Source organism: Microbacterium sp. HD4P20 (genome assembly GCF_019449275.2).
GTDB lineage: Bacteria > Actinomycetota > Actinomycetes > Actinomycetales > Microbacteriaceae > Microbacterium.
In genome coordinates this window covers 184,613-210,361 of sequence record NZ_JAHZQZ020000012.1, presented here as the reverse complement: position 1 = coordinate 210,361, position 25,749 = coordinate 184,613, and the positions used below count along the sequence as shown (strand labels likewise).

The following is a 25,749-nucleotide window of genomic DNA, read 5'->3' as shown; positions in this document are numbered from 1 at the left end:
TCCTGTGATTGGTCGGATCGCATGATCCCTTGGCGCTCACTGCCCGAAGAGTGTCCTCGTGGACCAGGCCGGCAATGAGACATCGGTGCCGGCCGGGAGGCTCTCCCCGGTCACGGCGTCGGTGACGGGCGCAGCGAGCGTCAGCGTGCGCGGCTCCCACCCCCAGTTGAAGACGAACCAGGCCCGCGTGCCGCCCGGCAGGGAGCCCGACGAGACCGTGACGGGCAGGGCCCGGCCGGGTGCGAGCTGGTCGGCGATCGGTTTTGCGACGACATGGCGCATGATCGCCGTCGCGAAGCCGGGCGAGGGCACTGTGCCGACGACCGTGATGCGGCCGGCGCCGTGCCCGTTGCTCGTCACTGCCGGGAAGTCCCGGAAGCGAGGGTGATCGTAGCGGCCGAGCACCTCGGCGCCGTCGGCGATGAGGCCGTCCGCCCACAGCCGCGCCGTGACGGGAGACGTGGTCGCCTCGCCCCCCGCACCGTTCCCGGCGAGCGCGAGGTCGCCCTCCGGCTCCACCGGCAGATCCTCGCGCAGGTTCGAGAACTCCTCGTACCGCACCCCCGCCGCCTGCGCGAGCCGCGCGGGGGCCACCTCGACGCGGGCACGCGCCTCTTCATCGCCGTATCCGGTGCGGATGCCGACGATGAGGTGGCCGCCGGCGGCGGCGTAGTCGCGGAGCAGGTCCAGCTGCGCATCGGATGCCGCATAGAGGGCGGGGGCGACCAGGACCGGGAACCGCGCGGCCAGCGCTGCCGCGCCGAGCTCGATCGCCTGGGCGGCATGCAGGACCCGCGCCTGCGCCCCGGCGTCGATGACGCCCCGGTGGAACGCGTCGAAGATCCGCGTGTAAGCGTCGCGGTCGGGGGATCCGTCGGACGTGGCGAGCGGGGGCGAGAACTCCAGCGCGTAGCGGCTGTCGTTCGACCACAGCAGGGCCACGTCGGCGTCGGGCTCGTAGCCGTCGAGGGCGTCGCCGATGCGGTTCAGCACACCGCCGAGAGACGCGACTTCGTCGTAGACACGGCCGGGGCGCAGGCTGTGCGGCAGCACTCCTCCCCAGTAGGTCTCGGTGCCGTAGGGCAAGGTGTGCCAGTGCCAGTACTCGATCATCGCGGCACCGCGCGAGATCAGCGCGAGGGCTGATTGCGCCAACTGGCCCGGGTAGGGCGGAAGGTTGAACTCGGGGCCGCCGATGGACTGCGCGTCCGTCTCGGTCACCAGGAACCGTGACTGCTTGGACGAGTACAGCCGGTCGGCCTGCCGGAACAGCCCCGCAACGCCGGATGTCGTCCACGGCGAGGCCGGAGGCAGCTCGAGGGACGCGTCCAGGTGGTCCTGCATCGCGTAGTACGGGTTTCCGGCGGTGACATCGAGCGCGCGCACGACGTGCTCGTCGTCGACGGCGGGCCGCGGGTAGGCGATGCAGGTGGTCACGAACTGACCCGGTCGCGCGTACTCGCGCACGATGTCGGCCTGCCACGCGATGAACTCGGTGGTGAGATCCGACTGATAGCGGCGCCAGGCGAGGTCGTACTGGGGCAGGCTGTTGCCGTCCGGCGTCCACAGATCCGACCAGTCCGAGAGCCGGTGTGACCAGTACGTGAGACCCCACTCGCGGTTGAGGGTCTCCACATCGCCGTACTTCGCCTGCAGCCGGCGAACGAACCGCCGGAACGTGCTCCGGTTGTGGAACAGCAACATGCCCGGCTCATTGTCGACCTGGTAGCCGATCACGGCGGGGTGACCGGCATAGCGCTCGATCACGGCCCGAATGACGCGCTCGGCGTGGAAGCGGAAGGCGGGGTGCGAGTAGTCGACTTCCTGCCGGGCGCCCCACGGAACGGGCTCGCCGGTGCGGCGCTCAGCTGCGATCTCGGGATAGGCCGTCTGCAGCCACGGCGGCACGGCGTACGTGGGGGTACCGAGGATCACCGCGATCCCGCGCTCGTGTGCGGCGTCGAGCACGGGCTGCAACCAGTCGAGGTCGAATTCACCGTCGCGCGGCTCCCATGTGGACCACACCGATTCCCCGACCCGGATCACGGTGAACCCGGCCTTCTTCATGAGATCGAGGTCGGTGAGGGTCCGATCCTCCTGGTGGTACTCGGCGTAATACGCGGCGCCGAAGAGGATGCCGCTCAGGGGCTGCGGCGGACGGGATTCCATGAAGACGTACTCCGTTGCAGGTCGTTCGAGAGGTGAGGGCTCCGGCCGATGTTTTCGATAACTCGACCGTCGCGGACCACTATGTTGCCGATAACATCGCCTTGTCAAGGGGTAGGATCGCCACGCGCACCAACGGCTCACGGCCGGTGCGGGGCCGACGTGGGGACGGCCGGAGAAGGAGCCGGCATGGAGCTCGAGGAAGCCCGCGGGCAGAGCAGTCGCTCCCCCGCGTGGGCGGACGGTGAGCCGGTGACAGCTGCGCCGTCTCGAGAGGGCCGGCCGGCGACGATCTACGACGTGGCTGCGGCCGCCGGCGTGTCGCATCAGACCGTCAGCCGATTCCTCCGGGGCTTCGAGGGCATCCGGCCGGAGACGAGAGCCCGGGTCACTGCGGCGCTCGATGCCCTCGGGTACCGGCCCAACATGACGGCGCGAAGCCTCAAATCGGGCCGATCCCACCGCATCGGGGCACTGACGCACGAATCCTCACAGGTGGGGCCGACCCGCATCGCCGAGGCGGCGAGTGCCGCAGCCCGCGAGGCCGGCTACATCCTGGATCTGATCTCGCTCGACATGCGAAGCTCGCACGCGATCGACGACGCGCTCGACCAGCTCACACAGCATTCCCTCGCAGGCATCCTCGCGTTGGCCTCGACGGACGAGATGGTCAGAGCCGTCGCCGATGCCGACTTCCGCGTTCCGATCTTCCTCGAGACCGAGGTCGATGAGCCCACGAGCTTCTCCGAGACCGGCGTCACCGAGCTCGTCGAGCACCTCGCCGGTCTCGGGCACCGCCGGTTCCTCCATATCGCCGGCCCGCCCAATTGGTCCTCGGCGCGCGGTCGCCAGCGCGCCTATGAAGCGGCGATCGCGCGACTCGGGCTCACGTCGACTGCTCTCCTCCACGGCGATTGGACCGCCGCCTCCGGGTATCAGGCCCTCGCATCGCGCCGCGATGTCATGGCGGCGACGGCGGTCATCGCCGCGAACGATCAGATGGCTCTCGGCGCGATGCTGGCTCTGAAAGAGAGTGGGCGTCGGATCCCAGAGGACGTCAGTGTGGTCGGGCTCGACGACATCCCTGAGGCGGCCTACTTCGACCCGCCGCTCACCACGCTGCGCAACGACTTCGACCGGACCGGGCGCGAGGCTGTCCTCGCGCTCATCGCGCGCATCGAGGGCCGACCCGTCCCGGCGCGCTCCGCACAACCCCCGCTGCTCGTCACGCGGCGATCGTCCGGTCCGGCGCCTTCCTGAGCTGCTGCGTCGACCCCGAGCAGTCATCACGTGGCACGCTGTTAAGCATGCGCATCGCACTCACCGGCTCGTCCGGAAAGCTCGGCACTGTCGTCGCCCGCGAACTGCGCGCGGCCGGCCACGACGTCATCGGCATCGACGTCGTCGGCACGCGCGGACCGGACTTCGTGCAGGTCGACCTCACCGATTACGGCCAGGTCGTCGACGCCCTCACCGCGGTGAACGACCGCCATGACGGCTTCGACGCAGTCGTGCATCTCGGCGCGATCCCGGCACCGGGCATCAGAAGCGACGTGGCCACGTTCCACAACAACATGACGGCCACGTTCAACGTCTTCTGGGCGGCCGTGAGACTCGGCATCCGTCGCCTCGTCTACGCCTCGAGCGAGACGGTGCTGGGCCTGCCGTTCGACGTGCCGCCGCCTTACATCCCGGTCGACGAGGAGTACCCGCCCCGCCCCGAGTCGGTGTACTCGCTGGTCAAGACGCTCGAGGAGCGGATGGCTGTCGAGCTCGTGCGGTGGCATCCCGACCTGTCGATCACCGGCCTGCGGTTCTCGAACGTCATGGTGCCCGAGGATTACGCCGAGTTCCCGTCGTTCGACGCCGACCCGAGACGGCGGAAGTGGAATCTGTGGGGCTACATCGACGCCCGTGACGGCGCGCAGGCCGTGCAGCGCGCGCTGGAGGTCGCCATCCCCGGCTTCGAGACATACATCATCGCGGCCGCCGACACGGTGATGTCGCAATCCAACGCCGAGCTCGTCGCCGAAGTGTTCCCGCACGCCCCGGTGATCCGCGACCTCGGCGAGCACGACACGCTCCTGTCGATCGACAAGGCCCGCCGGCTGCTCGGTTTCGACCCGCAGCACTCCTGGCGGGACCACGTCGCGGGGTCATGAGCGAGGACCCGCGTCTGGCGGCGGCCCGGTACCGGGTCGACAGGCTCTCGCGTGACGAAACACCTGCCCCGGAGGACGGCGGCGCACCCGACGCTCCGAGCGGTGACACCGCTGAGGCGCAGGCTGCGGGCGCTCGCGAGCCCAATGCGCTGGATCGCGCCGCGTATGTCGAGGTCGTCATCGAGCAGGCGATCCGCCGTGGCGAGTTCGACGACCTTCCCGGCGCGGGCAAACCTATCCCCGATCTCGGCCGGCAGCACGATCCCGATTGGTGGATCCGCCGCAAGATCGAGACGGAGCGGCTCACCGGACTCGGCCCGCCGGCGCTCACCCTCCGCGTCGAAGAGCGCGAGTTGTCGGGCAAACTCGACGAGCTCGCTCGCGAAGACGACGTGCGCGAGGCGGTCGAGGACTTCAACCGACGTGTCATCGAGGCGCGGCGTCAACTGCTCGGTGGGCCCCCGGTGGTGACACCGACACGCGACGTCGAGGCCGAGGTGTCGGCGTGGCGTGCGCGGCGCGCGACCCGTGTGGCCCTCCTCCACGCGGAAGCAGCGGATGCCGCTGCCCGGCGGGGCAGCGGCATCCGATCGCTCTTCCGCCGCCGTCGGCGGTAGGCCTCAGGGGTTCGGGTTCGTCGCCTTGCCGTCGAGCCACAGCGTGTTCGACGGGTCGGAGTGCGCGGTGCCCGACTCGACGTGCTTGCCACTGATCTGCGGCCCCTTGGTGATCACGTGGACCATGGCCATCGCGTGGCCACGCCCCAGGCCGTAGTCCTCGGCCAGCCACTGCACGATGGGCGTGGCCTTGGTCGTGGCGTCGAACCCCTTCTCGTGCGCGAGTGCAACGAGCTGCCGCGGGGTGAGGCCGGTCTTCGTCTCGATGTTGTCGAGGTATGCCTGAAAGGACATGTATCTGCTCCGGTCAGTCGCTGGTGGGGATGTCGAGGGTGCCCGGCTCATCCTGCCACTCCTGGATGATGCGGTCGGACGCGTGGACGCACAGCACCCGCAGGCGCCCGGTGCCGCTGTTCTTGAAGCCGTGCCATGCCCCGGCGGGGGCGGTGGCGGTGTCGCCGGCCACCGCGCGGAAGCTGCGATCGCCGATGGTGAGGCGCGCCTCGCCCTCGATCAGCACCCACGTCTCGGGATAGGGGTGGCGGTGGATGTCCGGGCCTTGACCCGGTTCGTTGTCGACGAAGAAGTACGACACGCCGGCGCCGTGCTCGGCGCCGATGAAGCGTCGAGTGCGGCCGCTGCCGATGCCCAGGTCGGCGGCCGGGACGATCGCGGGGATGTCGGTGGCGGTGCGGGTGAGGACGTCGAGGTCCATGGCTCCTCCTTGGCGGAATCCGGTGACGTGTGTTCAGCCTGTCGCGCCGGCATCCGTCGCCCTATCCTTTCGACGTGGATCGAAAGTACGTCGACTTCCGGCTCGCGCCCGATGACCTCACCGCCATCCGTTTCGGCATCTCGCCGGGCCATGAGCTGTGCCACGCTGTGCGGGCCCTGCACCGGCCGGACCACCATCCGCTGCAGTGGGGGTGGATGCGGTCGACCCGAGGCGCGATCCCGCGCGACGACTTCGAGGTGCTCGCACTGCTCATTCGCGACGACGGATACTTCCCCGACTTCCTGACCTCCACCCCCACGTGGGATCTCACCCCCGAAGCCGAGGCCGAGCGCCTGCGAGACATCGACGACGAACGCTTCGAGGTGGACATGACGAAGGTGCTGGTGCGGTCACGGGGCGCGGCGCAGGGCGCCGTGCAGCGCATGCTCGACCACCCGGTCCGCGCCCGCGCCATGATCGCGGAGGCGTGGCTCTCGGTGTGGAACGCCGGCATCGCCCCGGTGTGGCCCCAGCTGGAGCGGCTGCTGCGCGCCGACATCGCCGTCCGCTCGCGTCGCGTCGCCGAGAGTGGCATCGGCGGCATGATCGCCACGCTCAACGACCGGGTCGAATGGGCCGAGGGGGCGGTGCGGGTGACGATGCGCATCTGGAGCGAGGTCGTGGACTGCCGGGGCAGCGGTCTGGTGCTCGTGCCGTCGGTCATGGGCACGAGCGGATGCAACGTGCTCACCGAGCCGCCCGCACAGCCGACCCTGTTCTACCCCGCGCAGGGCGTCAGTGCCGAGTGGGCGCGCGATCCGACGGGTGTCGCTGATGCCCTGGGCGCACTGCTGGGCCCGGCCCGCGCCCGCATCCTCCTCGACGCTCACGAGCCTCGCACCACCTCGCAGGTCGCGCGCGACACCGCTATCGCCATCTCGACCGCGTCGCATCACCTGACGGTGCTGCGCGACGCCGGACTGGTGGCCAGTTCGCGCGACGGCGCACGCGTGCTGCATCGCCGCACGCCCCTCGGCGAGGCGATGATGGGCGCCACGTTCTAAGGCTCGCCGGTCAGCGGCGCGCGATCGTCGAGCCCCGGATCACGAGGCGCACCGGCAGCTGGTGAGTGCCCTCGCCGATGTCGACACCGTCGATCGCGTCGAACACGCGCTGCGCCGCGTGGCGACCCAGCTGCTGAAGATTGGCGTCGATGCTGGTGAGTTGCGGACGAGAGTTCGTCGACAGCACTTCCCAGTTGTCGTAGCCGATCACGGCGAGGTCGTCGGGCACGCTCCGGCCCAGGTCACGGGCGGTGTCGAGGACGCCGCGGGCGATCTGGTCGGACCCGCAGAAGATCGCGTCGACATCCGGATGCCGCTGCAGCAGCATCGCCGCGGCATCTCTTCCCCAGTGCTCGCTCCATTCCGAGAACATCGGCTCACCCACGAGTTCGAGCCCCGCATCGTCCAGCGCCCTCCGAGCGCCCGCCAGTCGGTCCTGTGCGGCCGCATAGGCCGGATCGCCGGTGATGTGGGCTATGCGGGTGCGACCGCAGGCGATCAGATGCTCGACGGCGATCCGTCCGCCCCCGTCGTTGTCGGGGGTGAACGACAGGTCACGAGGATCGTCCGAGGGGGCGTAGGCGTAGACGACGGGCACCGGCATCTCCTGCCCCAGGGACGGTCGCGGGTCGGTCTGGCGGCCGACGACGATGATGCCGTCGACTCGACGGCTGAGGAGGGCCTTCAGGTGGTGCTGCTCGCGGATCGCGTCGCCGCGGGCATCGCACAGGAACACGTTCACCTGGCCGGCACCGAACGCGTCTTCCGCTCCCATCAGGATCGGCAGCATGAAGCGGCCTTCGAGGTCGCTCGTGAGCAGCCCCACCGTGCCGGTGCGGCCTGCGAGCAGCCCGCGTGCCATGGCGTTGGGTGTGAACGACAGCTCATCGGCGGCCTCGACCACGCGTTGCCGCGTGGCGGGTGCGACGTCGCCGCGACCGTTCAGCGCCTTCGACGCCGTCGCAATCGACACGCCGGCGCGCCGCGCCACATCGCTCAGCGTCGCGCTGCGTACACCACCTTCGCTCGGCACCCCGGTCTCCCCTCGTCACTGAAACGTTATCGAAGCGCCCTCTTGACCGCTGCTGATTTCTCACGATACCTTGCCGAAAGCGGTTTCGAAGTTTTCGGAATCCCACATGGCAGCGGCGCTCGCACCCGCACGCGCACGCTCAATGTCGAGCCAAGGAGACTGCAATGATCCACACCCGACGTCGCGCCGCCGGCTGGCGTGCCGCGACCGCTCTGCTCCTCACCGGCGCCCTGGTCGGCCTCGCCGGCTGCGCGGGCGCAGGCGGAGGCACCACCGCCCCCGAGGACATCCCCGCCGACGGGATCGACGACGGCAGCACGCTCACGCTGTGGACGCGTGCGCCGCTGGAGAAACAGGCCAACCTGCTCGTGGACGCGTACAACGCCACCCACGAGAACCAGGTCGAGCTGACGGTCGTACCCAATGACGATTACGTCGCCAAGGTCGGCGCCGCCGCCGGCTCCGGCGGGCTCCCGGATCTGTTCGCGGCCGACATCGTGTACGTGCCGAACTGGGTGGAGCAGGGCCTGTTCCAGGACCTCAGCGCCCAGATCGACGGTCTCGACTACAAGGACGAGATCAACCAGGGCCATCTGTCCGCCGGCACCGACGCCGAGGGCCGAGAGCACGTCCTGCCCTTCGTGCTCGACCTTTCGATGCTGTTCTGGAACAAGGAGCTCTTCGCCGAGGCGGGTCTGGATCCCGACAAAGCGCCCGCGACGCTCGCGGAGTATGCCGACGCCGCGAAGCAGATCCAGGCGCTCGGCAAGGAGGGCGTGTACGGCACGGCGACGGGCCTGAACTGCGGCGGATGCCTCGTCTTCACGTGGTTCCCGAGCATCTGGGCTTCCGGCGAGGAGGTCCTGAGCGACGACGGGCGCGAGTCGCTGCTGGCGAACGACGCCGCCAAAGAGGTCTACGACACGTGGCGTGATCTGTGGGAGGCGGGGGCGGTGCTGCCCAGCTCACAGGACGAAGCCGGTCCGACGTGGACCGCGGGCTTCACCGAGGGCAACGTCGGCCTCATGTTCTACCCCGCGACGCTGCTGTCGTCCACACCGTTCGACACCGGTGTGGCCGGCATCCCCGGCGTCGACGGCGGCGCCTCGACGTTCGTCGGCGGAGACGGCATCGGGGTTTCGAAGGACTCCGAGCAATCGGCGCAGGCGTGGAACTTCCTCACCTGGATGATGTCGGAAGAGGCTCAGGTCGAGGTCCTCGCGAAGAACAACGACGTCGTCTCCCGCGCGGACTTCGCCGACAACGAGTACGCCGCGGAGGACCCGCGCCTGGTGACGATCAACGAGGTGGCCTCCGAGGGCGACACGCCTGTCGCGCTCAACTTCCAGCAGGCGTTCAACGCTCCTGGGAGCCCGTGGCTGACCCTGGTCCGCAATGCCGTTCTGCAGGGCACCGACACGGTCGACGCCGACAACGAGGCGATCACCGAGATCCTCGCCCAGTGATCCGAGGTGGCGGCCCGGGCGACCGGGCCGCCACCCCCACCCTCCCCCGGAGAACGACATGTCCGCCGACACCCTGACCCCCTCGTCGCGCGCGACGAGCCCTCGCAGCGCACCCGCGACCAGGCGCCGCACCCCTCGCGCGCGCCGCGACGCCCTACGCGGGTGGCTGTACGCCTCGCCGACCGCCCTGTTCGTCATCTTCGTCTTCCTGGTGCCTCTGGTGCTGGTGCTGCAGATGTCAGCGTCGGACTGGCCGCTGCTGGCAGGCAACCAGGGGTGGAACCTTCCCGCCAACTACCTCGACGCCGTCGATCACCGGCTGTTCTGGGACTCGATCTGGTTCACGCTGAAGTACACCGTCATCACGACGGTCCTGCTCATCGGCCTCGGACTCGGGCTCGCGCTGCTGGTGCAGGAGTCGACACGGTGGAAGTCCCTCCTGCGTACGTCGTTCCTGGTGCCGAGCGCGCTCGGCCTGGCCTCGGCATCCCTCCTGTTCTATGTGCTGTACTCCCCGTACGCCGGCCCGTTCGCCGACCTCATGCAGGCGTGGGGGTTCACGTTCCTCGGCACACCTGACGGCGCGCTGTGGTCGACTGTCTTCCTGATCGTGTGGCGGTACGCCGGGTTCTACATGCTGCTCATGCTCGTGGGACTGCAAGCCATCCCCGACGAGGTGTACGAAGCCGCGCGCATCGACGGCGCATCGACCTGGCAGACCTTCCGCACCATCACCGTGCCGCTGCTGCGTCCCACGTTCGCGCTCACGATCGTGCTGTGCGTGACGGGGTCCCTGCTCGCCTTCGAGCAGTTCTACATCCTCACCAAAGGCGGCCCCGACAACAGCACCATGACCATCGTGCAGCTGATCTACAACGTCGCTTTCCAAGGGCAGAACAACCTCGGCATCGCCGCCGCCCTCTCGGTCATCGTGCTGCTCGCGCTCATCGTCATCAACATCTTCCAGCTGCGCGCGTTCCGTCGCGCCGACGACTGAGGGACCTCGACATGACTGTGCAGACCCTCCCCTCCGCGACGCGGCTGATCCGGACGCGCTCGCCCAAGCGGCGCGGTGGACGCTCGGCAGCCCGCCTGGTGTTCGGCATCCCGTATGCGGTGCTGACCACCGCGCTGGCCATCATGTTCCTCTACCCGCTCATCTGGACCGCCGTCTCGTCGGTGGCGCCGCGCGCCGGCACGAGCCAGCCCGTGGGCTGGGGCTTGGGCAACTACGCCGCGCTGGCGGACTACCAGGCCGGCATCTGGGTGTACCTGGGCAACTCGACCTTCGTGGCGCTGCTGACCGTGCTGCTCACGCTGGTCGTGTCGACCCTCGGCGGCTACGCGTTCGCGCGCTTCTCGTTCCCCGGCAAGAACCTGCTGTTCCTCACGGTGCTGGCGATCCTGATGGTGCCGTACGCGACGCTGCTGATCCCGCTCTACGTCATCCTCAGCGCCGTCGGCCTCAGCAACTCGCTCGTCGGGGTCGCCATCGTGCTGACGATGTTCCAGCTGCCGTTCTCGATGTTCATGATGCGGATCTCGTTCGAGTCGGTGCCGCGCGAGCTCGACGAAGCGGCCATGGTGGACGGTGCGACGACGTTCGGAGCGCTCCGTCGCGTGCTGATCCCCGCGGTCAAGCCTGGGCTCATCACCGTCGGGATGTTCGCCTTCCTCGCGGCCTGGAACGACTTCATGGCGCCGCTCATCCTGATCACCGATACCAATCGGATGACGCTGCCCCTGGCTGTATCGAACCTCCGCGTTCAAGTGCAGGGCGTGATCGACTACGGCGCCACCGAGGCGGGAGTCGTGGTGCTGGCGCTGCCCTGCATCCTGCTGTTCCTGGTGCTGCAGCGCCACTATGTCCGCGGATTCATGTCGGGAGCGTTCAAGGGATGACCATGCAGACCACTACGACCCAGCCCCAGTCGCCCGTCGCTCCGGCGCGCGGCACCCGCAGGCCGCTCGGCCAGACGGAGGTGCGCATCACCGGCGGCTTCTGGGGCGAGCGGCAGGACGTCAACGGACGCCGCACTCTCGCGCACATCGAGGGCAAACTGGAGTCCGAGGGCTGGCTGGGCAATTTCGATCTCGCTGCCGCCGGCGCACTGCCGGACGGGCGCCGGGGCCGCGAGTTCTCTGACTCCGAGGTGTACAAGTACCTCGAGGCGCTCGCGTGGGAGATCGGCCGCACCGGCGACCCTGCACTCGAGGAGCGGTTCCGCGCGGTCGTCACCCGCGTCGCGGCGGCACAGGAGGCCGACGGCTACCTGAACACCCGGTTCGGCCGGCCGGGTCAGGCGGCACGCTGGTCGGCACTGGAGTGGGGGCACGAGCTGTACTGCCTCGGTCACCTGTTCCAGGCGGCGGTGGCCCGGGCACGCACACGGCCTGAGGCCGACGACGGCCTGCTGGGCATCGCCCGGCGCGCGGCCGACCTGGTGTGCCGCGAGTTCGGTGCCGACGGGCGGGACGCGATCTGCGGCCACGCCGAGGTCGAGGTGGGACTGGCCGAGCTCTCGCGGGTGACCGGCGATCGTCGCTACCTCGACCAGGCGCGACTGTTCGTGGAACGTCATGGACACGGAAAGCTGGGCGACATCGAATGGGGCCGGGGCTACTTCCAGGACGACGTGCCGGTGCGCGACGCCGAGGTGCTGCGAGGCCACGCGGTGCGGGCGAACTACCTGTCGGCCGGTGCCGCGGACGTCGCCGTCGACACCGACGACGACGCGCTGCTCGCTGCGCTGCGCCGCCAGTGGGACCGCACTGTCGCCCGCCGCACCTACATCACCGGCGGCCAGGGCTCCCACCACCAGGACGAGGCGTTTGGCGAGGACTGGGAGCTGCCGGCCGACCGGGCGTATTCCGAGACCTGCGCGGGGGTGGGGTCGATCATGTTCACATGGCGCCTGCTTCTCGCGGACGGCGGCGCCCGCTACGCCGATCTCATCGAGCGCACCCTCTACAACGTGATCGCCACGTCACCGGCACCGGACGGGTGCGCGTTCTACTACGCCAACACGCTCCACCAGCGGGTCCCGGGCATCCCGGCCGATCCCGGCGCGGTGTCGCCGCGCGCGTCGTCGTCCATGCGGGCGCCGTGGTTCGAGGTGTCGTGCTGCCCGCCCAACGTCGCCCGCACACTGGCGAGCCTCGACGCCTACATCGCGACGGCGGATGCCGACGGCATCCAGCTGCATCAGTACGCCCCGTCGACGATCCGCACCGCCCTCGCCGATGGACGCACCGTAGCCTTCGACGTCGAGACCCGGTACCCGGCGGACGGCGCGATCCGTGTGGTTCATCGAACGGATGCCGCCCCGCAAGCACCATGGACGTTGTCGCTGCGCGTGCCGTCGTGGGCCTCGGGCGCGCGGCTGCGTGTCGAGACGGCAGACGGCGTCGAAGAACGCGAGGTCGAGCCGGGAGTCACCGCCGTGCGCCGCGCGTTCCGCTCGGGCGATGTCGTCGAGCTGCACCTGCCCATGGCGCCACGCCTGACCACGCCCGACGCGCGGATCGACGGGGCGCGCGGGTGCGTCGCGGTCGAGCGCGGCCCCGAGGTGCTCGCCCTCGAATCCGTCGATCTCGCGCCCGCCGGCGTGGACGACGTCGGGCTCGTGGCGCTCGTCCCGGGCACGAAGCCCGTCGAGCGCGACGGGCGCGGGTGGGTCGAGGTGGTGCGCCTCGCGGCGGAGGACGCGGAGTGGCCGTATCGCGATGCCGGCGGCGACCGCGCTCCGGTGGGGCGTGCGGTGGTGCCGCTGGTGCCCTACCACGAGTGGGCCCAGCGCGGACCCTCCACGATGCGGGTGTGGATCCCGACGGCGTCCTGACGCGCTGGAGCGTCCGGGGTTCGTCCAGGCGCCTTCGGTAGACTGCCGGTGCCCATCCTCGATGTGCATCTACCTGTCCGTGCGCGTTCGCGCCGGCACAAGGCGGCACGAGCACCCGCCGTCGGCGGCAGAAGGCCCAAGATGCATACCAACACTCTCACCGCGCCCGAGACGGACCGGCGCCCGAGCCTCATCCGCGAGGCCGGACTCGGCTACTTCCCGATCGCGCTGATCGCACGCCTGCCTTTCGCGATGATGGTGGTCGGCATCCTCACGCTCGTCGTGTCGGCACGTGGATCGCTCGGACTCGGTGGTCTCACCAGCGCGATGACGGGCCTCGGAACGGCGCTCATCGGGCCCCTCCTCGGAGCGGCGGCCGATCGGTTCGGCCAGCGCCGCGTGCTGCTCATCGCCGGCACCGTCAACAGCCTGCTGCTCGCGCTGATGGCGTGGCTCGCTTTCGCGCCGGTGGCGGATGCCGCGCTCCTGGTGGTCGCATTTTTCATCGGAGCCACGATGCCCCAGGTGGCGCCGCTTTCACGCAGTCGCCTTGTCGGCATCATCGGCCGCGCCTACCCGGCGGAGCGGCGTACGTCGGTCGTGGGGGGTGCGATGGCGTACGAGTCGGCGGCGGACGAGATCGTGTTCGTGTTCGGCCCCGTGATCGTCGGCCTGCTCGCCACGACGCTGAGCCCGGCGGCGCCGGTCGTCGGGGCGGCTGTGCTCGCGCTCGTGTTCGTGACCGCGTTCGCGCTGCACCCGACAGCAGCGACCGCCGTCGCCTCGCGAGGCGAGCATCCCGATCAGGCGCCGGCCCGCGAGTTGTTCCGCCTGCGCGTGCTGGCGCCGGTGGCCGGCGCGCTCGGCATGGGCCTGTTCTTCGGCGCGATGCTGACCTCGCTCACCGCCTTCATGGCCGAGCGCGGGGTTCCGGAACAGGCCGGCCTGGTCTACGGCGCGATGGGCGTGGGCTCGGCGGCGCTCGCTCTCGGCGTCGCGCTGTTCCCGGCGCGCTTCACGCTGTCTGCCCGGTGGCTCACGTTCGCGTCGGTCCTCGTCGCGGGATCCGTGGCGCTGCCGTTCGTCGGCACGGTGGGCGCGATGACGCTGTGCCTGCTCGTCATCGGAATCGGCATCGGACCGACCCTGGTGACGCAGTACAGCTTGGCCGCGGGGCACAGTCCGCGCGGACGGTCTGCCACCGTCATGACCATGCTCGGCTCGGCCGTCGTGGTCGGCCAGTCCGCGGCATCCGCCGTGACCGGCCTCGTGGCGGATTCTGCGGGATTGGGCACCGCGCTGCTGGCGCCGCTCGGCGCGGCGCTGGTCGTGCTCGCGGCCGGCGTCGCACACGTGATCGCATCCCGCGCGCGGCGGTAATGAAGGCAACGCGATTGCGTTGTGATCGCTCACTTCGGTTCGTCACCGCACTGCGACCGAACGATCGTCATACGTCCTACCGCTGCTCTGTTATCGGAATGTTATCGCTCACAACTTGCGCTGCCCCGCAATGTGAAGGCTAACATTCGGAGCGCACCGCTTGACGGTGCGAACTGCACTGAGTGCCGGCAGCGATGCCGGAACCCGACAAGGAGGTTTGGGAAATGAAGAGCAAGGTACTCGCAGGCATCGCCCTTCTGGGAGCGATGACGCTGGCGGCCACGGCCTGCTCCAGCGGCGCCGGAGGCGGCAGCGGAGAGGGCGGCGACGACACGATCACCGTCGGCTTCGCGCAGACGGGATCCGAATCCGGCTGGCGTAGCGCCAACACCGAGTCGATGAAGGCCGCGTTCAGCGAGGACGACGGCTTCGAGCTGATCTTCAACGCCGCCGACAACGACCCGGCCGCGCAGATCTCGGCGGTGCGCGACTTCATCAGTCGCGGCGTCGACGCGATCGTCATCGCCCCCATCGTGGAAGACGGCTGGGACGACGTGCTGCAGGAGGCCTCGGATGCCGGCATCCCGGTGATCCTCGAAGACCGCACCGTGACTGCCTCGGAGGATCTCTACGCAGCGTGGGTCGGGCTGGACTTCACCAAGGAGGGCGTCATGGCCGGCGAGTGGGCCGCCGAGACGTTCGGCGACACACCCACCAGGATGGTCGTGCTCGAGGGCACCACCGGGTCGGCGCCGGCCAACGATCGCGCCGAAGGATTCGCGCAGGCCATCGAAGGCACCGGCATCGAGACGATCGACTCGCAGACCGGCGACTTCACCCGCGACGGCGGCAAGACCGTGATGGAGGGCTTCATCCAGAAGTACGGCATCGATGGGATCGACCTGCTGTACGCGCACAACGACGACATGGCACTGGGCGCCATCGAGGCCATCGAGGCCGCGGGCGGCGTTCCCGGCGAAGACATCCAGATCGTCTCGATCGACGCGGTCAAGGACGGCATGCAGGCGCTCGTCGACGGCAAGATCAACTACATCGTCGAGTGCAACCCGCTGCTGGGCGACCTCGCGGCGGGCCTGGTGCGAGACGTCCTCGCGGGTGAGGACGTCGAGAAGACCCACTTCGTGGAGGACCAGACGTTCACGCAGGAGCAGGCCGCCGAGGTCATCGACTCGCGGCCCTACTGATCCCGATCGTCGTCCCGCCGTGGCCACCCCCCGGGCCACGGCGGGACGCTCGGGCAGCGGACCCCACCGGACGCTGCCGGATCCCTGAACGCCGACCAACGAAAGCAGCGCGCATGTCCGCCGCCTCAGCAACGCCCGCCGAGCCATCGCCCATCATCGCGATGCGCGGCATCACCGTCCGCTTCCCCGGAGTCCTCGCCCTCGACGGCGTCGACTTCACCCTCCGCCCGGGCGAGGTCCACTCGCTGATGGGAGAGAACGGGGCTGGCAAGTCCACCCTCATCAAGGCGCTCACCGGTGTCTACGCCGTGGACGCCGGCTCGATCGTCGTCGATGGAGCACCGCACACGTTCACCACCGCCGCCGATGCCCAGCACGCCGGAATCTCCACCGTGTACCAAGAGGTCAACCTCTGCGCGAACCTCTCCGTCGGCGAGAACGTCATGCTCGGGCACGAACCCCGGCGTGGTGCGGGCATCGACTGGTCGGGCGCGCACCGTCGCGCGGCCGAGCAGCTGGCCAGCCTGGGGCTGCAGATCGATACCCGCTCGGCCCTCGCGAGCCAGTCCATCGCGATCCAGCAGCTCGTGGCGATCGCTCGCGCGATGGTGCTCGACGCCAAGGTGCTCGTGCTCGACGAGCCGACGTCGAGCCTGGACCGCGGCGAGGTCGAACAGCTGTTCGCCGTCGTCCGCGATCTGCGCGACCGTGGCGTCGCGATCCTCTTCGTGAGCCACTTCCTCGACCAGGTGTACGAGATCTCCGACCGGATCACGGTGCTTCGCAACGGCCGACTGGTCGGCGAGCACCGCGCCGACGAGCTGCCGCGCGAAGAGCTGGTCAGCCTCATGCTCGGGCGAGAGCTGGCCGATCTGGCCGCGATCTCGGAATCTTCCATGCGCGAGATCGACCGTTCCGGAACGCCCGTCGTCCGCGCCCGGGGCATCGGCCGCCGCGGCGTGCTCGCCCCCTCAGACATCGACGTCCACCCCGGCGAGGTCGTCGGCATCGCTGGACTGCTCGGATCGGGCCGCACCGAGCTCGTGCGCCTGCTCTACGGCGCCGACCGAGCCGACAGCGGAACCATCGAGATCGACGGCCTGCCCTCCCGCATCGGCTCGCCGCGCCACGCCATCGACCGCCGCATCGCCTTCTCGTCGGAGGATCGTCGCGCCGAGGGCATCATCGGAGACCTCACGGTGGCCGAGAACCTCGTGCTGGGGATCCAGGCGAAACGAGGCTGGCTGCGCAAGGTGCGCCGCAGCGAGCAGGACGAGGTGGTTCGCGAGTACATGGGCGCCCTCGGCATCCGTCCGGCCGACCCGAACGCGCTCATCCGCAACCTCTCCGGCGGAAATCAGCAGAAGGTGCTCCTGGCCCGCTGGCTGGCCACGGCCCCGCAGCTGATCATCCTCGACGAACCCACCCGCGGAATCGACGTCGGCGCCAAGGCCGACATCCAGCGCAAGGTCGCCGAGCTGTCGGCGCAGGGCCTCTCGGTGGTCTTCATCTCCTCCGAGCTCGAAGAAGTGCTTCGATTGGCTCAGCGCGTGATCGTGATGCGCGACCGCCGGCGCGTCGGCGAGCTCGACTCCCGCGAGGCCGATCTCGACCGACTCATCGACAACATCGCCAACGATGGCGAAGGGAGGGCAGCGTGATGAAGCTCATGAAGCATCGGCTGTTCTGGCCGATTGCCGCGCTGATCGCGCTGATCGTGGTCAACACGATCGCGCGGCCGCAGTTCATCGGCATCACGTTCCGCGAAGGCCAGCTCTACGGTCCGCTGATCGACATCCTCCGCAACAGCGCGCCGCTCATGCTCGTCGCGCTGGGCATGACGATCGTCATCGCGACCCGAGGCATCGACCTCTCGGTCGGCGCGATCATGGCCGTCTCGGGCGCGGTCGCGCTGACGATCATCGACGGATCCTCCGATCCGGGCGGCATCGGCACGGTCGCGATCGCGCTCGTCACCGCCCTGCTGGTGGCCCTGGTGCTCGGCGCCTGGAACGGCCTGCTCGTCTCGGTGGTCGGCATCCAGCCCATCATCGCCACGCTCGTGCTCATGCTCGCCGGGCGCGGAATGGCGCTGCTGATCACCGATGGCTTCATCACGACCGTGACCAGCGCACCGTACAAGTTCATCGCCACCGGGTACGCGCTCGGCCTGCCCTTCGCGCTTTTCATCTCGGCGGCCGCCATCGCCGTCATCGCGCTCGTCGAGCGGCGCACCGCCCTGGGCGTGCTCACCGAGGCGGTGGGCATCAACCCCGAGGCCAGCCGGCTCGCCGGCGTCCGGTCGCGCGGCATCGTCTTCGGCGCGTATGTGGCCAGCGGCCTGCTGGCGGGACTCGCCGGCATCCTCTACAGCTCGAACATCATGGCCGCCGACGCCAACGCCGCCGGCCTCTACATCGAGCTCTACGCGATCCTGGCCGTCGTTCTCGGCGGCACCTCGCTCATGGGCGGCAAGTTCACCATCGCCGGAACCGTGGTCGGGGTCTTCACCATCCAGACGCTCGAGTCGACGATCCTCTTCCTCGGGGTGCCCTCGGCTCAGGCGCCGGTGTTCTTCGCGGCGGTCGTGATCGTCGTGGTGCTGGTGCAGTCGCCGCAGCTCCACCGGTTCGTGCGCAGGCTCATGACACGGCGGCGAGACGACGACGACACGGATGCCGCTCCCCCGGCGGCCGCGCAGACCCAGACGGAGGTGGTGTCGCGATGACGACCCTGCACGAGCGGACCGGGCTCTCTGAGGGCCTCGCATCGAGATACCGCACCTTCATGAGCCGGCACGCCGGGCTCATGCCCACCCTGGCCGCGGTAGTGATCCTGCTGGTCCTGCTGATCGGCGCACAGATCGCGTTCGGCAACTTCATCGCGCCGCGCAACCTGTCGGCGCTGCTGCTGAACAACGCGTACCTCGTGGTGCTGGCGGTCGGAATGACCTTCGTCATCCTCACCGGCGGCATCGACCTGTCGGTGGGATCGGTCATGGCCTTCACCGGCATCCTGTGCGCAAAGCTGCTCTCGGACGGCCTGCCGGCCGTCATCGCGATCCCGGCGATGATCGCCGGCGGGGCGGTGATCGGCTTGCTGATCGGCATACTCGTCCAGTACTTCGATGTACAGCCGTTCATCGCGTCCCTCGCCGGCCTCTTCCTCGCCCGCGGACTCGCATTCGTGGTGAGCCTGTCCTCGATCAAGGTCGAGGATCCGGCCGTGCTCTGGCTGCAGCGCACGCGCTTCACGGTCGGCGACTGGTACCTGACCCCGACGGGAATCCTGGCCCTGCTCACCGTCGCCGTCGCGACCTTCGTACTGCAGTGGACGCGCTTCGGACGCACCGTGTACGCGATCGGCGGCAACGAGCAATCGGCCCGGCTGATGGGTCTGCCCGTGACGCGTACCAAAGTCCTCGTCTACGTGATCAGCGGCGCCTGCAGCGGTCTGGCCGGCCTCGTGCTGACGGCGTTCTCGGGAGCCGGTTACCCGCTCAACGGGGTGGGCACCGAGCTCGACGCCATCGCCGCGGTGGTCATCGGCGGCACCATCCTCACCGGCGGCAGCGGCTATGTCATCGGGTCGCTGATCGGTGTCCTCGTCTACGGCGTGATCAAGACCATCATCGCGTTCGAAGGTGCCGACCCGTCGTGGACCCGCATCGTCGTCGGAGCGCTGCTGCTGGTGTTCATCGTGATCCAGCGCGTCATCGTCGCCCGCTCCGAACGACGCCGATGATGCCATGACCGTGAGCGGACCCGCTCGTCGATCACGCCATAATGGCGGGATGGACGAGCGGCGTCCGCTCATGGAGATCACCGGGGCGACAGTGAGGTACGGCGCGGAACTCGCGCTCGACGCCGTCGACTTCCGGATCTTCGCCGGCGAGGTGCACTCGCTCATGGGAGAGAACGGCGCCGGCAAGTCGACCCTCATCAAGGCCCTCACCGGCGCGCTGCACCCCGACAAGGGCAGCATCTTCGTGAGCGGGCGTGCCGTGCGCTTCTCCGGCACCGCCGACGCCCTCGCGGCGGGGATCAGCGCGGTGTACCAGGAGATCGACCTTCTGCCGAATCTGTCGGTCGCCGAGAACATCTGCCTCGGCCGCGAACCCCGCAAGCTGGGGATCATCGACTGGGCCGCCATGCGTCAGCGCGCCGCGGACGTGCTCGACGGACTGGGCGTGTCGATCGACCCAGAATCCCAGCTGCGCAGCCATTCGCTCGCGATCCAGCAGCTCATCGCCATCGCGCGAGCGATCTCGGTCGACGCCAAGGTCCTGGTCCTCGACGAACCGACCTCGAGCCTGGACGTCGACGAGGTCGCAGAGCTGTTCCGCGTTATTCGCGAGCTCAAGGAGCGTGGCGTCGCGATCGTCTTCATCTCGCACTTCCTCGATCAGGTGTACGAGATCGCCGATCGCATCACGGTGCTGCGCAACGGACGCCGCATCGGCGAGTATCTGCCGGGTGAGCTGCTGCGGATCGATCTCGTCGAGAAGATGCTGGGCCGTCGTGTCGCCGAGCTCGGCGTGCGGCAGGCCGGCGAAGCGACCGACGAGGCTCCGCAGGCGCTCCTCGACGCGCGCGGCGTGACGGCGGCCCCCGGCATCACGGACGCGGACCTGGAGCTGCGCGAGGGCGACGTCCTCGGCCTCGCAGGCCTGCTCGGATCGGGCCGAACAGAACTGGCTCGCGCCGTCACCGGCGTGGATCGCCTCGACGCGGGCATCATCCGCCTCGAAGGCAGGACCGCCGATCTGCGGTCGCCGCGTCGCGCCATCCAGCTCGGCGTCGTGTACTCGTCAGAGAATCGGCGCACGGAGGGCATCATCGGCGCGCTCAGCGTGCAAGACAACATCACGCTGGCACTCCAGGCCGACCGCGGCGTGCTCCGGCGCATGCGGCCTCAGCGCCGGCGCGAGCTCGCGCGGAGCTGGATCGAGGCGCTCGACATCCGTCCCGCCGACCCTGACCGTCCAGCGGGAACCCTGTCGGGAGGCAACCAGCAGAAGGTGCTGCTGGCGCGGCTGCTGGCGCTGTCGCCGCGGGTGCTCGTCCTGGACGAGCCGACGCGCGGCATCGACGTGGGGGCGAAGGTCGAGATCCAGAACCTCGTCGGCGAACTGGCCGCCAATGGCCTGTCCGTCATCTTCATCTCGGCGGAGCTGGAGGAGGTGCTGCGCGTGGCCTCTCGGGTGGTGATTCTCCGGTCGGGGCGCGTGGTCGATACTGTGCCTTCGGAGAGTCTGACCGTCGACTCGCTGCTGGCACTGGTCGCACAGGCGGATGAGAACGGTACGGAGGAGGGCGCGTGACCGACGACAAGCCGGCGCGCACCGCGAACATCTTCGACGTCGCGCGCCTTGCCGGGGTCTCGCACCAAACGGTCTCGCGGGTTCTCAACGATCTCCCCAACGTGCGACCGGCCACGCGGGCGCGCGTCGAACAGGCGATCGCGCAGCTGCGCTACAGCCCCTCTCCCGCAGCACGTGCGCTGGTGACTCGCCGCACGCGAACTATCGGGCTGGTCTCGCCCGGCGTGGCCGACTACGGGCCCACGTCGATCGCCATCCACTTCACCATCGCGGCGCGCGGCGAGCGCTACAACGTCGAGACCGTGACCGCTCTGGATGCCGACCCGGGTCACGTGCGGGATGCCGTCGAAGGGCTGCTTCGTCAGCGCGTCGACGCGATCGTGCTCATCGTGGTCGACATGGAGGTGCTCGAGGCGGTGCAGGCCCTCGATCTCGGTGTGCCGATCGTCGCCGTCGCAGCGACAGCCCGCCGCAGTCCGCTCATCGTGTCGATCGACCAGTATCGCGGCGCCCGGGCGGCGGTGCGCCACCTCGCCGAGCTCGGCCACACCCGCATTCATCACCTGGCCGGCCCTTCCCAGGCGCCCGATGCGCTCGAGCGGGCGCGGGGGTGGCGCGACGAGCTCATCGCTCAGCGTCTGGACGTGACGCCCACTGTCGCCGGCGACTGGTCGGCCGCCAGTGGCTACGACGCGGGGCGCAGGCTCGACGTCTCCGCCGGTGCGGCCGTGTTCGCCGCGAACGACGCGATGGCGATCGGGCTGCTGTCGGCGCTGCGCGAGCAAGGGCTCGCTATACCGCGGGACGTCAGCGTGGTCGGCTTCGACGACGTGCCCGAGGCCGGCTATCTGTATCCGCCGTTGACGACGGTCCGCCAGGAGTTCGCCGCACTCGGTGAGCTCATCATGCAGAAGGTGCTGGTGGCGCTCGAGGAGCCCGACGGGGTCACCGAGGACACCCCACTGGCGACACACCTCATCGTGCGGGACTCCACGGCCGCACCGCTCTGACCGCCGCCGGCGCCGGCGCCGGCGGCCGAGCGCACCGAACGCCCGGCCTCACGAGGAGGCTCGAAGACACCACCGACACGATGAGCAGCAAACCCCGGGCCGCTCTCCCGCTTCAGCGGCCGGCGTCTTTGGCCAGCAGCCGGCGGATCTCGGCCATCGCCTCCTCGGACTGCGCCAGCAGTTGCTGCACGCGCGCGTCGCGGTCATCAGGCTCATCGGCCGCCGCATCTGTCACGGCGTCCGAGGTCTTGGAGGGACCGAGGAAGAGGTTCGCGAGGTACCCGGTGAAGGTGCCGAAGATGCCGACCCCCACGACGATGATGAGCACGCCAATCAACCGCCCGGCATTCGTCACGGGGAACTGATCCCCATAGCCGACCGTGGAGATCGTCACCACGGTGTACCACAGCGCGTCGGACGCCGACGCGATGTTCGCGCCTTCGGCGTCCTCTTCGACGGCGAGGATGGCCAGGCTGCCGAACTGCAGCACGAGGATGCCCATCAGCAGCAATGTCATGAGGGCGCTGTTCGCCCGGTCGTGGATCAGCGTCTTCCAGACGGTGCGCGGCCCGAGATCGCGCATCAGCCGGTAGACGCGAATCAGCCGGAAGATGCGCAGGATCTTCAGCTGTGCGAAAGGCAGGCTCGCAAGCAGATCGGCCCAGCCGAACCCGCGGAAGAAATAGTGCATCGCTGAGGGGGCGGTGCTGATGCGGTAGACGAAGTCGCCGAGGAAGATCGCGCTGAACAGCGCGTTCATGACCGACAGGACCAGCTGCAGCGCCGGGTCGGACGCGAGCGCGTACATCAGCACGAGGTTGACGATCGACAGGATCGACAGGATGCCGATGAAGATCTCGTATGCGGTGTTCTTCAACTCCGAACGGGGCGCCTTCTCGCGCCGTGGTGCCATGTCGGCTCCTTCGTCTCGCGCTCACGCGACCGGATCGACCGCTCGTGTGCCCATTGTGGAGCATGCCCACGTCGCGGGGTGTCGCGGCGCGCGCGCCGTGATACCTTGTAGCTCTATGTACCTTGCAGCTCTAGGCATGGGAGTGCTCTGATGAAGATCGGCAAAGACCTCGTCGCCGCAGCCGCGACACCGATGGTGCTGGGCATCCTCGCCGAAGGCGAGTCGTACGGCTACGCGATCCTGCAGCGCGTCAGCGAACTGTCCGACGGCGAGCTCGAATGGAGTGACGGCATGCTGTATCCCCTTCTGCATCGCCTCGAGCGCCTCGGCCACGTCCAGGCCACGTGGGGAGCCTCCCCCACCGGTCGCCCGCGCAAGCACTACCGGCTGAGCGCGTCAGGCAGCGCGGCTTTCGCCGAGCAGCGGCGGCAGTGGCGCGTTGTGAGCACCGCGCTGCAGCGCGTCTGGACCGACCGCGACGGTGGCAGCGCCTTCGCCGGCGCCCCGGTGTTCGGGGGTGCCTGAGATGACCGGCGACCTGGATCCGCGCGTCGAGGAGCAGCTCACGACGTGGCGGGAGTACATCTCACGACGCGAGGCGATCGAAGGCCGGGACGTCGACGAACTCGAAGACCACCTGCGCGGCCAGATCGGCCGGCTGGAGGCATCCGGCCTGGCTCCCGACGAGGCGTTCCTCGTCGGCGTCAAGCGACTCGGCGCACTCGATGAGCTCTCTCGCGAGTTCGCTCGCGAGCACTCCGAGCGGCTCTGGAAGCAGCTCATGTTCGCCGACGCCCCGACCCAGCCGCGCGGCCGCTCGCTGTGGCTCGCGCTCGGGCTCGCCGTCGGCGCCGGTCTGGCCATCAAGGCTCCCGCGCTCTTCGGCATCAACTGGGCCGCGGACGGGGCGTTCTACGCACGCTTCGCGGCACTGCTGGTGCTGCCGTTCCTCGCGACGTACTTCCTCGTCAGGCGGCACGCTTCGGCGAGCACGATCGTCATGGTCGGGGCACCGTTCGCCATCACGGCGGTGGTGATGGCGGTGTATCCGTTCGCTCCCGACGGCGCGACGCTGTTCCTCGCTGCCCTCCACGCGGTCGTGCTGCTGTGGCTCGTCACCGGCATCGCGTACGTCAACGGCGCGGTCAGATCAGGACGAGCGCGCATGGACTTCATCCGGTTCACCGGCGAGTGGTTCGTGTACTTCGTCCTCATCGCGCTCGGCGGTGCTGTGCTCGTCGGACTCACCGTCGCTGTCTTCGCGGCGATCGACCTCGACGCCAGCGGTTTCGTCGTCGAATGGCTGCTGCCCTGTGGCGCCGCGGGCGCGATCATCATCGCAGCCTGGCTCGTCGAGGCGAAGCAGAGCGTCATCGAGAACATCGCGCCCGTGCTGACGCGACTGTTCACACCGCTGTTCACGCTCCTGCTGCTGGCCTTCATCGTCGCAGGGTTCCTCCAGGGCACTTTGGCGGACTCCGGGAACGCTCAGCGCGACCTGCTCATCCTGTTCGACATCGTGCTGGTCGTGGTGCTCGCACTGCTTCTCTACTCGTTCTCGGCCCGCGACCCGCTCGCCCCACCGTCGTGGTTCGAGCGCATGCAGCTGGTGATGGTCGCGGCAGCGCTCGTGGTCGACATCATGGTGCTCGTGGCGATGGTGGGCCGCATCGCGGAGTTCGGCGCGAGCCCGAACAAGCTGGCATCGCTCGGCCTGAACATCATCCTTGTCGCGAACCTCGCGGGCGCCGGCTGGCTGCAGTTGCGGTTCGTGATGCACCGCACGCCGTTCGATCGACTCGAACGCTGGCAGACCGGCTACGTGCCGGTCTACCTCGCGTGGGCGGCGATCGTGGTGGTGGCCTTCCCGCCACTGTTCGGCTTCGTGTGAGTGGGGCGGATGCCGCGCTCTGAGGCCGTGACATCCGTCACCGCGCGTGAGTCACGGCTGCGTGTCAGAGATCCTCGGGGGCGAGATCGCCCTGCCCGGCATCTCCCAGCTCCGCCTCTTCGGGGTCCATGCCCTGCGTCTCGGGCTGCCGCGATTGGCCCGGCAGGTCGGTCGCCGGCACCTCGTCGTCGTCGGCGGGGAGGTGGGCCGGGTCGTCACCGGTCGCCGTGGCCTCGTCGAGTTGGTCTTCCGAGACGCCTGCGTCCGCCGCGGCGGTGCGATCCCATTCCACCTGCGCCGGGTCACGTGTCGGGTCGGGCTCGATCGACGTGTCGCGGTCGCGGACGGGCTGAAGCCCTGGCTGGCCGTCGGGCGCGGGCGGCCCCTCGGGGGCACGGTTGTCAGACATTCGCGGTCCTCGCTCTCTCTCTCAGTCTTCCGGCCCTTGGCCCGCACGGAAGCGGACCTTGTACCGGCGGTCGGCCTCGTCGAGCAGCCGGTCGTCCAGCCGCGCGATCGGGGTCACTTCGCGCAGTAGCGGTTCGCAGTCGGGCCCACGGCCCACTTCGACGCCGCTGAGCACCCACGCGAAGCGGTCGGGGTTCTTCTGCTGCAGGTCGCGGTACTGGCACACCTGGCGCGCGATCCAGTCCTCGAGCGGCCGGGTCCACCATTGCTCGGGGTGGAGGGGGTTGACCGACAGCCCGGGCAACGTGAGCCCGCTCTCGGTGTCAACGCTCCCCTCGCGGTCGTTCGACGGGCCCTCGCTGTAGCGCAGGTACGCGCGATCATGGCGTCGAACCACGTCGACCAAGTCCTCGAGCGTCGTGATCGGATCGCCGAGCGCCTCGGTGGCGAACAGTCCGCCTGCCTCCATCACGACTCCTCCCGCGGGGAAGGATCACGATACGGATGCCGCAGACCGGGCTGCACGGGGGTTGACGGGCTGACGGGCGCCGTTG

The 25,749-nt window shown here is 69.3% G+C and carries 24 protein-coding genes; 17 read left to right on the top strand and 7 right to left on the bottom strand.

Going from position 1 to position 25,749, the window contains the following annotated elements:
- Positions 1-36: 36 nt before the first annotated feature.
- On the bottom strand, positions 37-2,169 hold the full coding sequence (locus K0817_RS05990) for a beta-galactosidase (RefSeq protein WP_219980479.1): 2,133 nt from the start codon (positions 2,167-2,169) through the stop codon (positions 37-39).
- A gap of 186 nt (positions 2,170-2,355) precedes the next feature.
- Between K0817_RS05990 and K0817_RS05985 the strand changes: the two genes are divergently transcribed.
- From K0817_RS05985 to K0817_RS05975, 3 genes are read left to right on the top strand one after another with little or no spacing between them, the layout of a single operon-like run.
- Positions 2,356-3,426, top strand: coding sequence for a LacI family DNA-binding transcriptional regulator (locus tag K0817_RS05985; RefSeq protein ID WP_219980478.1), 1,071 nt, complete (start codon positions 2,356-2,358; stop codon positions 3,424-3,426).
- 47 nt (positions 3,427-3,473) lie between these two features.
- On the top strand, positions 3,474-4,328 hold the full coding sequence (locus K0817_RS05980) for an NAD(P)-dependent oxidoreductase (protein ID WP_219980477.1): 855 nt from the start codon (positions 3,474-3,476) through the stop codon (positions 4,326-4,328).
- On the top strand, positions 4,325-4,945 hold the full coding sequence (locus tag K0817_RS05975) for a DUF1992 domain-containing protein (RefSeq protein WP_219980476.1): 621 nt from the start codon (positions 4,325-4,327) through the stop codon (positions 4,943-4,945). The genes K0817_RS05980 and K0817_RS05975 overlap by 4 nt, the downstream gene beginning before the upstream one ends.
- Before the next feature lie 3 nt (positions 4,946-4,948).
- On the opposite strand, the gene K0817_RS05970 is transcribed toward K0817_RS05975, so the two are convergent.
- Positions 4,949-5,239: a DUF4287 domain-containing protein gene (locus tag K0817_RS05970; protein ID WP_219980475.1), complete on the bottom strand. Its 291-nt coding sequence runs from the start codon at positions 5,237-5,239 to the stop codon at positions 4,949-4,951.
- Positions 5,240-5,252: 13 nt separating this feature from the next.
- Positions 5,253-5,660, bottom strand: coding sequence for a cupin domain-containing protein (locus K0817_RS05965; RefSeq protein ID WP_219980474.1), 408 nt, complete (start codon positions 5,658-5,660; stop codon positions 5,253-5,255).
- A 74-nt stretch (positions 5,661-5,734) separates the two neighbouring features.
- Between K0817_RS05965 and K0817_RS05960 the strand changes: the two genes are divergently transcribed.
- Positions 5,735-6,724, top strand: a complete 990-nt coding sequence (locus K0817_RS05960) for a DUF5937 family protein (protein WP_219980473.1) — start codon at positions 5,735-5,737, stop codon at positions 6,722-6,724.
- 10 nt (positions 6,725-6,734) lie between these two features.
- Here K0817_RS05960 and K0817_RS05955 read toward each other — a convergent pair whose 3' ends face one another.
- Entirely contained in the window at positions 6,735-7,757 is a 1,023-nt protein-coding gene (locus K0817_RS05955) for a LacI family DNA-binding transcriptional regulator (RefSeq protein WP_219980472.1), read from the bottom strand.
- 164 nt (positions 7,758-7,921) lie between these two features.
- On the opposite strand from K0817_RS05955, the gene K0817_RS05950 reads away from it, so the two are divergent.
- From K0817_RS05950 to K0817_RS05900, 11 genes are all read left to right on the top strand, one after another.
- The gene (locus K0817_RS05950; RefSeq protein ID WP_219980471.1) at positions 7,922-9,223 is read left to right on the top strand and encodes a sugar ABC transporter substrate-binding protein; all 1,302 of its coding nucleotides are present in this window, start codon (positions 7,922-7,924) and stop codon (positions 9,221-9,223) included.
- A 58-nt stretch (positions 9,224-9,281) separates the two neighbouring features.
- On the top strand, positions 9,282-10,220 hold the full coding sequence (locus K0817_RS05945) for a carbohydrate ABC transporter permease (protein WP_219980470.1): 939 nt from the start codon (positions 9,282-9,284) through the stop codon (positions 10,218-10,220).
- A gap of 11 nt (positions 10,221-10,231) precedes the next feature.
- Entirely contained in the window at positions 10,232-11,125 is an 894-nt protein-coding gene (locus tag K0817_RS05940) for a carbohydrate ABC transporter permease (protein ID WP_219980469.1), read from the top strand.
- Complete coding sequence (locus K0817_RS05935) at positions 11,122-13,065, top strand: glycoside hydrolase family 127 protein (RefSeq protein ID WP_219980468.1); 1,944 nt, start codon at positions 11,122-11,124, stop codon at positions 13,063-13,065. The genes K0817_RS05940 and K0817_RS05935 overlap by 4 nt, the downstream gene beginning before the upstream one ends.
- 141 nt (positions 13,066-13,206) lie before the next feature.
- Positions 13,207-14,445 (top strand): MFS transporter, encoded by a 1,239-nt coding sequence (locus K0817_RS05930; RefSeq protein WP_219980467.1) that lies wholly within the window; start codon positions 13,207-13,209, stop codon positions 14,443-14,445.
- 224 nt (positions 14,446-14,669) lie between these two features.
- Positions 14,670-15,650, top strand: a complete 981-nt coding sequence (locus K0817_RS05925; protein WP_219980466.1) for an ABC transporter substrate-binding protein — start codon at positions 14,670-14,672, stop codon at positions 15,648-15,650.
- A 113-nt stretch (positions 15,651-15,763) separates the two neighbouring features.
- Complete coding sequence (locus K0817_RS05920) at positions 15,764-17,311, top strand: sugar ABC transporter ATP-binding protein (protein WP_219980465.1); 1,548 nt, start codon at positions 15,764-15,766, stop codon at positions 17,309-17,311.
- The gene (locus tag K0817_RS05915; protein WP_301339720.1) at positions 17,311-18,378 is read left to right on the top strand and encodes an ABC transporter permease; all 1,068 of its coding nucleotides are present in this window, start codon (positions 17,311-17,313) and stop codon (positions 18,376-18,378) included. The genes K0817_RS05920 and K0817_RS05915 overlap by 1 nt, the downstream gene beginning before the upstream one ends.
- The gene (locus K0817_RS05910) at positions 18,375-19,394 is read left to right on the top strand and encodes a sugar ABC transporter permease YjfF (protein WP_219980463.1); all 1,020 of its coding nucleotides are present in this window, start codon (positions 18,375-18,377) and stop codon (positions 19,392-19,394) included. The genes K0817_RS05915 and K0817_RS05910 overlap by 4 nt, the downstream gene beginning before the upstream one ends.
- Positions 19,395-19,443: 49 nt before the next feature.
- The gene (locus K0817_RS05905; protein WP_219980462.1) at positions 19,444-20,973 is read left to right on the top strand and encodes a sugar ABC transporter ATP-binding protein; all 1,530 of its coding nucleotides are present in this window, start codon (positions 19,444-19,446) and stop codon (positions 20,971-20,973) included.
- Entirely contained in the window at positions 20,970-21,983 is a 1,014-nt protein-coding gene (locus K0817_RS05900) for a LacI family DNA-binding transcriptional regulator (protein ID WP_219980461.1), read from the top strand. Before K0817_RS05905 ends, K0817_RS05900 begins: the two co-directional genes overlap by 4 nt.
- Before the next feature lie 112 nt (positions 21,984-22,095).
- On the opposite strand, the gene K0817_RS05895 is transcribed toward K0817_RS05900, so the two are convergent.
- Positions 22,096-22,896 carry an ion transporter gene (locus K0817_RS05895; protein WP_219980460.1) on the bottom strand — a complete coding sequence of 267 codons (801 nt, stop codon included), beginning with the start codon at positions 22,894-22,896 and terminating at the stop codon, positions 22,096-22,098.
- A gap of 150 nt (positions 22,897-23,046) precedes the next feature.
- Here K0817_RS05895 and K0817_RS05890 point away from each other — a divergent pair, with 150 nt between their 5' ends.
- Both K0817_RS05890 and K0817_RS05885 read left to right on the top strand, forming a co-directional pair.
- A complete protein-coding gene (locus tag K0817_RS05890; RefSeq protein ID WP_219980459.1) occupies positions 23,047-23,421 on the top strand; it encodes a PadR family transcriptional regulator in 375 nt (124 codons plus the stop codon).
- A gap of 1 nt (position 23,422) precedes the next feature.
- The gene (locus tag K0817_RS05885; protein WP_219980458.1) at positions 23,423-24,787 is read left to right on the top strand and encodes a hypothetical protein; all 1,365 of its coding nucleotides are present in this window, start codon (positions 23,423-23,425) and stop codon (positions 24,785-24,787) included.
- 64 nt (positions 24,788-24,851) lie between these two features.
- On the opposite strand, the gene K0817_RS05880 is transcribed toward K0817_RS05885, so the two are convergent.
- Complete coding sequence (locus tag K0817_RS05880) at positions 24,852-25,196, bottom strand: sugar ABC transporter ATPase (RefSeq protein ID WP_219980457.1); 345 nt, start codon at positions 25,194-25,196, stop codon at positions 24,852-24,854.
- Positions 25,197-25,217: 21 nt separating this feature from the next.
- On the bottom strand, positions 25,218-25,664 hold the full coding sequence (locus K0817_RS05875; protein WP_219980456.1) for a DUF6098 family protein: 447 nt from the start codon (positions 25,662-25,664) through the stop codon (positions 25,218-25,220).
- Positions 25,665-25,749: the final 85 nt, after the last annotated feature.

Coding starts and splice junctions, on each gene's coding strand:
- K0817_RS05950 (WP_219980471.1), top strand. CDS start 7,922: ATGATCCACACCCGACGTCGCGCCGCCGGCTGGCGTGCCGCGACCGCT.
- K0817_RS05885 (WP_219980458.1), top strand. CDS start 23,423: ATGACCGGCGACCTGGATCCGCGCGTCGAGGAGCAGCTCACGACGTGG.
- K0817_RS05925 (WP_219980466.1), top strand. CDS start 14,670: ATGAAGAGCAAGGTACTCGCAGGCATCGCCCTTCTGGGAGCGATGACG.
- K0817_RS05880 (WP_219980457.1), bottom strand. CDS start 25,196: ATGTCTGACAACCGTGCCCCCGAGGGGCCGCCCGCGCCCGACGGCCAG.
- K0817_RS05890 (WP_219980459.1), top strand. CDS start 23,047: ATGAAGATCGGCAAAGACCTCGTCGCCGCAGCCGCGACACCGATGGTG.
- K0817_RS05920 (WP_219980465.1), top strand. CDS start 15,764: ATGTCCGCCGCCTCAGCAACGCCCGCCGAGCCATCGCCCATCATCGCG.
- K0817_RS05875 (WP_219980456.1), bottom strand. CDS start 25,664: ATGGAGGCAGGCGGACTGTTCGCCACCGAGGCGCTCGGCGATCCGATC.
- K0817_RS05970 (WP_219980475.1), bottom strand. CDS start 5,239: ATGTCCTTTCAGGCATACCTCGACAACATCGAGACGAAGACCGGCCTC.
- K0817_RS05915 (WP_301339720.1), top strand. CDS start 17,311: ATGAAGCTCATGAAGCATCGGCTGTTCTGGCCGATTGCCGCGCTGATC.
- K0817_RS05965 (WP_219980474.1), bottom strand. CDS start 5,660: ATGGACCTCGACGTCCTCACCCGCACCGCCACCGACATCCCCGCGATC.
- K0817_RS05990 (WP_219980479.1), bottom strand. CDS start 2,169: ATGGAATCCCGTCCGCCGCAGCCCCTGAGCGGCATCCTCTTCGGCGCC.
- K0817_RS05895 (WP_219980460.1), bottom strand. CDS start 22,896: ATGGCACCACGGCGCGAGAAGGCGCCCCGTTCGGAGTTGAAGAACACC.
- K0817_RS05905 (WP_219980462.1), top strand. CDS start 19,444: ATGGACGAGCGGCGTCCGCTCATGGAGATCACCGGGGCGACAGTGAGG.
- K0817_RS05985 (WP_219980478.1), top strand. CDS start 2,356: ATGGAGCTCGAGGAAGCCCGCGGGCAGAGCAGTCGCTCCCCCGCGTGG.
- K0817_RS05975 (WP_219980476.1), top strand. CDS start 4,325: ATGAGCGAGGACCCGCGTCTGGCGGCGGCCCGGTACCGGGTCGACAGG.
- K0817_RS05940 (WP_219980469.1), top strand. CDS start 10,232: ATGACTGTGCAGACCCTCCCCTCCGCGACGCGGCTGATCCGGACGCGC.
- K0817_RS05910 (WP_219980463.1), top strand. CDS start 18,375: ATGACGACCCTGCACGAGCGGACCGGGCTCTCTGAGGGCCTCGCATCG.
- K0817_RS05945 (WP_219980470.1), top strand. CDS start 9,282: ATGTCCGCCGACACCCTGACCCCCTCGTCGCGCGCGACGAGCCCTCGC.
- K0817_RS05930 (WP_219980467.1), top strand. CDS start 13,207: ATGCATACCAACACTCTCACCGCGCCCGAGACGGACCGGCGCCCGAGC.
- K0817_RS05935 (WP_219980468.1), top strand. CDS start 11,122: ATGACCATGCAGACCACTACGACCCAGCCCCAGTCGCCCGTCGCTCCG.
- K0817_RS05980 (WP_219980477.1), top strand. CDS start 3,474: ATGCGCATCGCACTCACCGGCTCGTCCGGAAAGCTCGGCACTGTCGTC.